The sequence below is a fragment of the Carboxylicivirga caseinilyticus genome, assembly GCF_050589785.1.
In the GTDB taxonomy this organism is placed as follows: domain Bacteria; phylum Bacteroidota; class Bacteroidia; order Bacteroidales; family Marinilabiliaceae; genus Carboxylicivirga; species Carboxylicivirga caseinilyticus.
In genome coordinates, this window is record NZ_JBNGOX010000076.1 from 1 (window position 1) to 7,633 (window position 7,633).

The following is a 7,633-nucleotide window of genomic DNA, read 5'->3' on the forward strand; positions in this document are numbered from 1 at the left end:
CCCTTTTAGGGGAGGTTTGGTGGGGTATAATGAAAGTAAAGTTACAATTTGAAAGATTCCTTATTTGCAGAATCACTTTTTGGACACCCTCTTTAAATAATGTTCTATCATATTTTAATATGCTCTTCCACTTCTTCCTTCAACAAAATTGATAAAAGAAGTATTCACCACCTTATTTCCTCCAGGTGTTGGATAATCACCTGTAAAGTACCAGTCTCCTCTGTCATCCGGACAGGCTTCATGAAGATTTTCTATGCTTTGATATACTAATTCCACTTCAGCATCAATATCATCAGGACGAAGCATTCTAGCAATCTGATCAGAAATCTGCTCTGGCGTAAATGGCTTGTAAATTTCTTTCACATAGTTCACGATCTCTTCTTTTGGAAGATTTTGCTGTTCTTTACATTTCTTATAAACATCATCAATTACCTTCTCTTGACCTGATTCCTTTAACAACTCAATGGCAGCAGAGAAAGCACAGAAATCTTTCAATTTAGCCATATCAATTCCATAACAATCAGGATAACGAATCTGAGGTGCCGATGATACAACTATAATCTTTTTAGGATGTAAACGATCCAAAATTCGAAGAATACTCTTCTTAAGTGTTGTACCGCGTACAATTGAATCATCAATAATAACCAGGGTATCCACACCATTTTTAACAATGCCGTAAGTAACATCATAAACATGTGCTACCATATCATCCCTGCTGTTATCATCCGCAATAAATGTACGCATCTTAACATCCTTAATGGCAATTTTCTCAACCCTTGGTTCAACTGCAAGAATTTCATCCAACTCTTCCGGAGTGATATCTTTTCCTTTTTCCAGAATCTTTCTTTTCTTAACCTGATCCAATTCCTGACGAATACCATCCATCATACCATAGAAGGCTGTTTCTGCAGTATTCGGAATATATGAAAAGACTGTATTTTCTATATCATAATTCACCTTATCAAGCAATGTCTTTGCTAACAGACGACCAAGAGATTTACGCTCAAGATAAATCTTTTTGTCACTGCCCCGAGAGAAATAAATGCGTTCAAACGAACAAGAAGTGCGTTTTTGAGGCACTCGTACCAATTCTTCAGTTACAGTACCATTTTTCTTAATTATAAGTGCATGACCAGGTTTTATTTCCTGTACCTGAACAGAACGAACATTCATGGCTGTTTGAATCACAGGACGTTCAGAGGCAACCACTACAATTTCTTCATCCTGATAATACCATGCAGGACGAATTCCCCAAGGATCTCGAGTTACAAAAGCATCGCCATGACCAATCATTCCAGCTAAAGCATAACCTCCATCCCAACGACGACTTGAACGCTCCAGAATTTGTCTTACATCCAGTTCTTCTTCAATACCGAATGAGATTTCGCGATTTGATAAACCTTCATTCTTATGTTTTCTGAACAACATCTCATTCTCTTCATCCAAAAAGTGACCAACATTCTCAAGAATGGTTACTGTATCCGTGTAATCTTTAGGATGCTGACCTAAATCAAATAACGATTTGAAAATCTCATCAACATTGGTAAGATTAAAGTTACCTGCCATTACCAGGTTACGCGATCTCCAGTTATTTTCGCGCATCACAGGATGCACATACTCAATACTATGATTACCGAAAGTTCCGTAACGCAAATGTCCTAAATACAACTCTCCGGCAAAAGGTAAATTCTCTTTGGCATATTGAGTATCTCTTAATAACTCAGGTTCATGATCCTGCAGTTTAATGAATGGCTCATTAATTCTTTCGAAGATATCCTTAATAGGATTTGTCTTATTCGATCTTTGTCTGAAAAAATATTTTTTTCCTGCTTCCTGATCAAGTTTTAAGTTTACAGCTCCTGCACCGTCCTGACCGCGATTGTGCTGTTTCTCCATTAACAAGTATAGTTTATTCAAACCATACATCCACGTACCGTACTTCTCCTGGTAATACTCCAACGGCCTCAATAAACGAATTAGAACGATACCACACTCGTGCTTAATCTGATCACTCATGATGTTTACTTAAAAAAATGATGCGCAAATTTAAATTCAATTTTCTAATCACCCAACTTGGATAAAACAAAAAAAAGAAGCCGGACTGATCCGGCTTCCTATTATCTTAATTACAAATTTTCCATTCTTACAGTTCCCTTCACCACATAACAGTTCGGAAAAAACTCTTTCATATCTTTCAACAAAGGCAATGCCTCATGCTTATGTCGATAATTTCCTACACGAACCCTCCAAAAAGGTGGATTGTACGTGGTTGATATCTTAGCATCAGGAAACTCCTCCAATATTTTTGTTTTTACCTCCATGGCCTGACGTTTTCCGTTAGGACCTGATCCAGAGAAGAGTTGTATCTGATAACCATCCACACCTTCCTGACGGGCATTTTCTTTAACCATGGTTTCCATCAGAAAATCAATCCCCTGATCCTGATGAATGGTTATAATACCTTCTCCTTCTTTTACTGTTTGCACTTCCTCTTCCAAATTTTGAGTCTGAGCAATGACAGTAAAACCAATAAATATAAAAATGAGGCTAATAAAATACTTCATTCTAATCCTTTTTTGGAAGCCACAAAGATAAACAATCTTGCCATTAAAAAATCATTCATCCAAAGATTATGCCTTACTCATATGTTGGCACTACCAAAACAGGCTTCGATGAGTTATTGATCAACTCATTAGCAAAGGGTTTAAAAATATTCACAAAAGGATTATGTGTGTGATTAACATGGACTGTTATTAAATCAGCATTTTTTTCTTCTGCGAATGAAATCAATCTCTGAACTGGTTTTTTACCTACCAAAACTGATTTCTCCACTTCAACTCCTGCACGTGTCACAAAATACTTTTCAACCTGGCGATTAAACATTGCCACACGCTTTAATAAATATTGCAATTTTGATTCACGCACAGCCACCAAAAAAATTCTTGATTTAAATACTGATGCAATACCAGCAATTACAGGAATTTTTTTTCTGCTAGCCTTTGTGTAATCAACAGGAACAACAATTTTTCTAATACCTCCATTCCATTTCATTTCCTGATTTAGAACAATAACGGGACAGGGTGCATGAGCTACAAGACTATAAGCATTACTCCCAATCCACTTACTCTGAAATCCTGAAGCTCCATGTGAACCCATCACAATCAGGCTCGAATCATCATATTTTGCCTGATTACTAATCTCGTGTACAACATTTCCTTCTCTTACCTTAAAGTCGAACTTACCACCAGGAACAACATAATCATCATCATATTTTTTGATCAGATCCACTAACCATTCATCCACTTTTTCATTGACTCTGTATTCTGCCTGATTTTTTGCATAGGTAGGTGCATAATGCAAACCCGTTTTAACATGCATTATACGAACATTGGCATTGATATGATTGGCAACTGCAATACCATATTCCATTGCATTCAATGCAGCTTCTGAAAAATCAATCGGGATTAAAATTCGTTTCATGGATTTCGGAATTAGAATTAACCAATATAAATATAGTAAATTTTTAATGGATTTATTTACCCATCAAAACATTATCAATACATATAATTACTAATTTCCATTATTTGGAAGAATCGTTAATATCATTTAAAACAACCCTTTATATTGTTCATTCATGAACTAAGCATTACATTTGCAGCCTCAAACTGAGAAATGTAATATTTCCCGATATATTCAAAATGGACTTAAAGAACATTAAACCATTGACATCAACTAATTCTGGTAAAAAGCTTTTTATCGAGACCTATGGATGTCAAATGAACGTAGCTGACAGCGAGGTGGTAGCATCAGTGATGGAGATGGATGGCTACGGCATAACACACGAAATGGAACAGGCTGATGCCATATTTATTAATACCTGTTCAATCAGAGATAATGCAGAACAAAGAGTCATGGGGCGCTTGCAGCAATTAACTGCCATGCGTAAAAATAATCCTGACCTTATCATCGGAATCATAGGATGTATGGCTGAAAGAGTAAAGGATCAGCTATTTGAAAAAGGTGCCAACATTGTTGTAGGACCTGATGCCTATATGGATTTACCTAATTTGATTGGGATGGCCGAAAATGGTGACAAAGCCATCAATGTTGAACTTTCAACAAATGAGACCTACTCAGACGTTATTCCTTCACGTATTAGTAAAAACCGTATTTCGGGTTTTGTTTCAATTATGCGTGGATGTAATAATTTTTGTTCCTATTGCATCGTTCCATATACCAGAGGACGAGAAAGAAGCAGACAACCTGAGAGCATAAAAAGAGAAATACAAGACTTACAAAACAAAGGTTTTAAAGAAGTTACCCTTCTGGGGCAAAATGTTAATTCATACAACTGGACCGGAAATGAATGCAACAAATTAAATTTTCCTGGTCTGTTAAATTATGTAGCCGGTAATTTCCCTGAGATGCGAATTCGATTTACGACTTCTCACCCAAAGGATATGTGTGATGAGACTTTAAAAGTCATGGCCAAGCATTCCAACATTTGTAATCACATTCATTTACCCTTGCAATCGGGAAGCAGTAAGATTCTTAAATTAATGAATCGCAAATACGATCGAGAATGGTACATGGAAAGAATTACAGCTATTAAAACTATTCTTCCTGATTGTGGGTTATCAACTGATGTTTTCTGCGGATTTCATAACGAAACAGAAGAAGATCACAAACAAACTCTGGAATTAATGCAATGGGTTGGTTATGATTCAGCCTTTATGTTTAAATACTCTGAACGGCCGGGAACTTATGCAAGTAAACATCTGGAAGATAATGTATCAGAAGAAATAAAATCAAAGCGACTTCAGGAAATCATAGATCTTCAAACAGAATTATCTGTTAAAAGTAATAAGGCTGATATTGGAAAAACCTTTGAAGTTTTGGTAGAAGGAACATCCAAAAAGTCGAAGGAAGAACTCTTTGGAAGAACCTCACAAAACAAAGTTGTTGTTTTTCCAAAAGAAAACTTTAAAAAAGGTGATTTTGTTATGGTAAAAATCACAGATGCCGGTTCAGCAACCTTGAAAGGCATTTCAATAAATTAATAACAAGCCCAATTATGAACGAGAAAATTAAGGAATTCAGGGAGTATCGCTCTGCTATGAACGAGAAACTTTTAGCTAGCAACAATAAGGTTATTAAGAGAATTTTTAACATTGACACCAACACTTACATGGAGGGAGCCTTATCTACCAAGGTAAAAGAAATGTTGGGTTTGGTTAGTTCGATGGTTTTAAGATGTGATGATTGTATCAAATATCATCTGGAGAAATGTTACGAACAAGGTGTGACCACTGAAGAGATGATGGAAATTTTCTCTGTTGCGAATCTTGTTGGAGGAACAATTGTTATCCCGCATACAAGAAGAGCCATTGAATATTGGGAAATATTACAAGAAGAGGAATAAAATATTCAATAATCACTGAAAGCACCTGACAGAGGTGCTTTTACTTTTTTTTTATTATGGGTATAGCATCAACTCTTGGCTAAAAACCTATAATGTCTTTTGAGGCAACAGTCTTCTATCTGATCAAATCCACTGCCAGTAGATTTCAAGATCCATTAACCAATTACTATAGTGACACCCAATTGATCGTATCTCTCATACCAATGAGATAAACCTTAATCAGCAGATAGGAAATTACGAAAGATTATCTTCAATTATTCTAACCCATTTGCATGGAGTTTTATTATAAAAAAACCGGAAACAAAAAGCTTCCGGTTTTAATTAATATATTAAAATGCTTTATAAAACCGGGAAGCGCTCTTCCCGGTTATCCTTTACTAATTAAACCATTAACAGGTCATCAGAAAAGGGCTTTGGACGGTCACAAAAAAAGAAATAATGATCAAGATCATACTTTCGCATTGACTTAAGTACTCCCTCCTTCACGTTAAACAGACTTAGTTGACTTTGATTTATTTCTGACAAACGCTGAACCGCCATTAAGGCATTCAAACCTTCATCATCTACCTTCTCAACTTTTTCAAGATCCACAATTAAATTTGTGAATGGTCGCTTCATTATTTCCATCATACGAGATTTAAGATCTCCTGAATTTTTAATATCCAAATTCTCTTTACTCTCAAATGATACTAACGTGGTATTTTTAAAAACTTTTATCTTTATCATGGCTATGGGTATTTATGCCAAACAATAAAACAATGCATGTGCCACAAATTATATATTACTGATTTACTGCTTTTTAATAAATTCACAATTGATCACTTTTCCATCAATTAAAAACTTTTCCATTTTTTGGATTTATTCCATTATTTCAAACACATTCATAGATTAATAAAAGCCTATATTCTTTCTAATACGGATTGATTGAGTTAATTTTGTATCAAACAATTTTTTGTACAATATGGTCAATGAGTTAAACTTTGATTCGATACGTCCTTATCAAGACAGCGAAATACACGAAGTTTTTGAGCGATTAAAGAATGAACATGATTTTCTGGAATTAATCAAGTTCTTATATCCCAACTTTTCAACTGAAAATTTCCTTAAAAAATTATTAAGTATTCAAAGTGTAAATGAATTTCAAACAGAAGTCATTTATCCATATGTAAAAGAGGTATTACGAACCACAACAAAAGGGATCACTCATTCAGGATTAACAGATCTTGATCCGAATGGGCACTACCTTTTTATATCCAATCACCGTGATATTGTTCTTGACTCTGCCATTCTTAATATCTTAATGGTTGAAAACAAACTGAATACGACCGAAATTGCTATTGGTGATAATCTATTGATTTTTCCATGGATAACAGATTTAGTTAAGCTCAATAAAACATTCATTGTTAACCGCAATTTACCGGTACGCCAAATGCTGGAAAGTTCAATGCGACTTTCACATTACATTAGAAAAACACTTGTTGAAAGAAATCAAAGTATCTGGATTGCTCAGCGTGAGGGACGCTCTAAAGATGGAGATGACCGTACGCAAGTTAGCCTTTTAAAGATGATGAATATGAGTGGGGCTGGTTCATTTGCTGAAAACTTCAGTGAATTAACTATTGTTCCGCTATCAATTTCCTACGAGTACGATCCTTGCGATTATTTGAAAGCATTGGAATTTCAAATGAAACGCGACAAACCGGATTACAAAAAGACACAGGCTGATGACCTGAAGCATATGGGTGCCGGATTAAGAGGAAGAAAAGGACGTGTACATTTCGGTTTCGGGAAACCGATTAACAAAACCCAACTGGATAAATTAAATGATTTACCCAAGAATGATCAGTTACAGGGTTTAGCAGAAATGATTGATCAGCAAATTCATAATAACTATAAGTTCTATCCAGGTAATTTTGTAGCCGACGATTTATTCACCAATCATACCAGACACACAGATAAATATACAGAAGAAGACAAATCAATTTTCTTAGGATATTTAGATGAACATTTGTCGAGAATTGATGGAGATAGGGAGTTCCTTCATAAAGCTCTTTTAGAGATGTATGCAAACCCTGTAAAAAACTTTTATACTTCAGAAGAAAAATAATTGTACAAGCATAAAAAGGCGATTTCAGAAGTAATACTTAAAAAGGAAAATATATGAGGTTAATCTTTACCGATTAGCCTCTTTGTTTTTCATAATAATATATT

7 protein-coding genes are annotated in these 7,633 nt (G+C 35.1%); 3 read left to right on the forward strand and 4 right to left on the reverse strand.

What is annotated here, in order from left to right:
• Window positions 1-114 precede the first annotated feature (114 nt).
• From ACRD62_RS22060 to ACRD62_RS22070, 3 genes are all read right to left on the reverse strand, one after another.
• Window positions 115-2,016 (reverse strand): amidophosphoribosyltransferase, encoded by a 1,902-nt coding sequence (locus ACRD62_RS22060; RefSeq protein ID WP_430822251.1) that lies wholly within the window; start codon window positions 2,014-2,016, stop codon window positions 115-117.
• Between the two features lie 110 nt (window positions 2,017-2,126).
• Complete coding sequence (locus ACRD62_RS22065; protein ID WP_430822252.1) at window positions 2,127-2,564, reverse strand: SPOR domain-containing protein; 438 nt, start codon at window positions 2,562-2,564, stop codon at window positions 2,127-2,129.
• 73 nt (window positions 2,565-2,637) lie between these two features.
• A complete protein-coding gene (locus tag ACRD62_RS22070; RefSeq protein ID WP_430822253.1) occupies window positions 2,638-3,480 on the reverse strand; it encodes a universal stress protein in 843 nt (280 codons plus the stop codon).
• 218 nt (window positions 3,481-3,698) lie between these two features.
• On the opposite strand from ACRD62_RS22070, the gene miaB reads away from it, so the two are divergent.
• Window positions 3,699-5,060, forward strand: a complete 1,362-nt coding sequence (gene miaB / locus ACRD62_RS22075) for a tRNA (N6-isopentenyl adenosine(37)-C2)-methylthiotransferase MiaB (RefSeq protein WP_430822254.1) — start codon at window positions 3,699-3,701, stop codon at window positions 5,058-5,060.
• Window positions 5,061-5,074: 14 nt separating this feature from the next.
• Window positions 5,075-5,422, forward strand: a complete 348-nt coding sequence (locus ACRD62_RS22080) for a carboxymuconolactone decarboxylase family protein (RefSeq protein WP_430822255.1) — start codon at window positions 5,075-5,077, stop codon at window positions 5,420-5,422.
• 381 nt (window positions 5,423-5,803) lie between these two features.
• Here ACRD62_RS22080 and ACRD62_RS22085 read toward each other — a convergent pair whose 3' ends face one another.
• A complete protein-coding gene (locus tag ACRD62_RS22085; RefSeq protein WP_430822256.1) occupies window positions 5,804-6,148 on the reverse strand; it encodes an STAS domain-containing protein in 345 nt (114 codons plus the stop codon).
• A 235-nt stretch (window positions 6,149-6,383) separates the two neighbouring features.
• On the opposite strand from ACRD62_RS22085, the gene ACRD62_RS22090 reads away from it, so the two are divergent.
• Window positions 6,384-7,529 (forward strand): 1-acyl-sn-glycerol-3-phosphate acyltransferase, encoded by a 1,146-nt coding sequence (locus ACRD62_RS22090; RefSeq protein ID WP_430822257.1) that lies wholly within the window; start codon window positions 6,384-6,386, stop codon window positions 7,527-7,529.
• Window positions 7,530-7,633 lie beyond the last annotated feature (104 nt).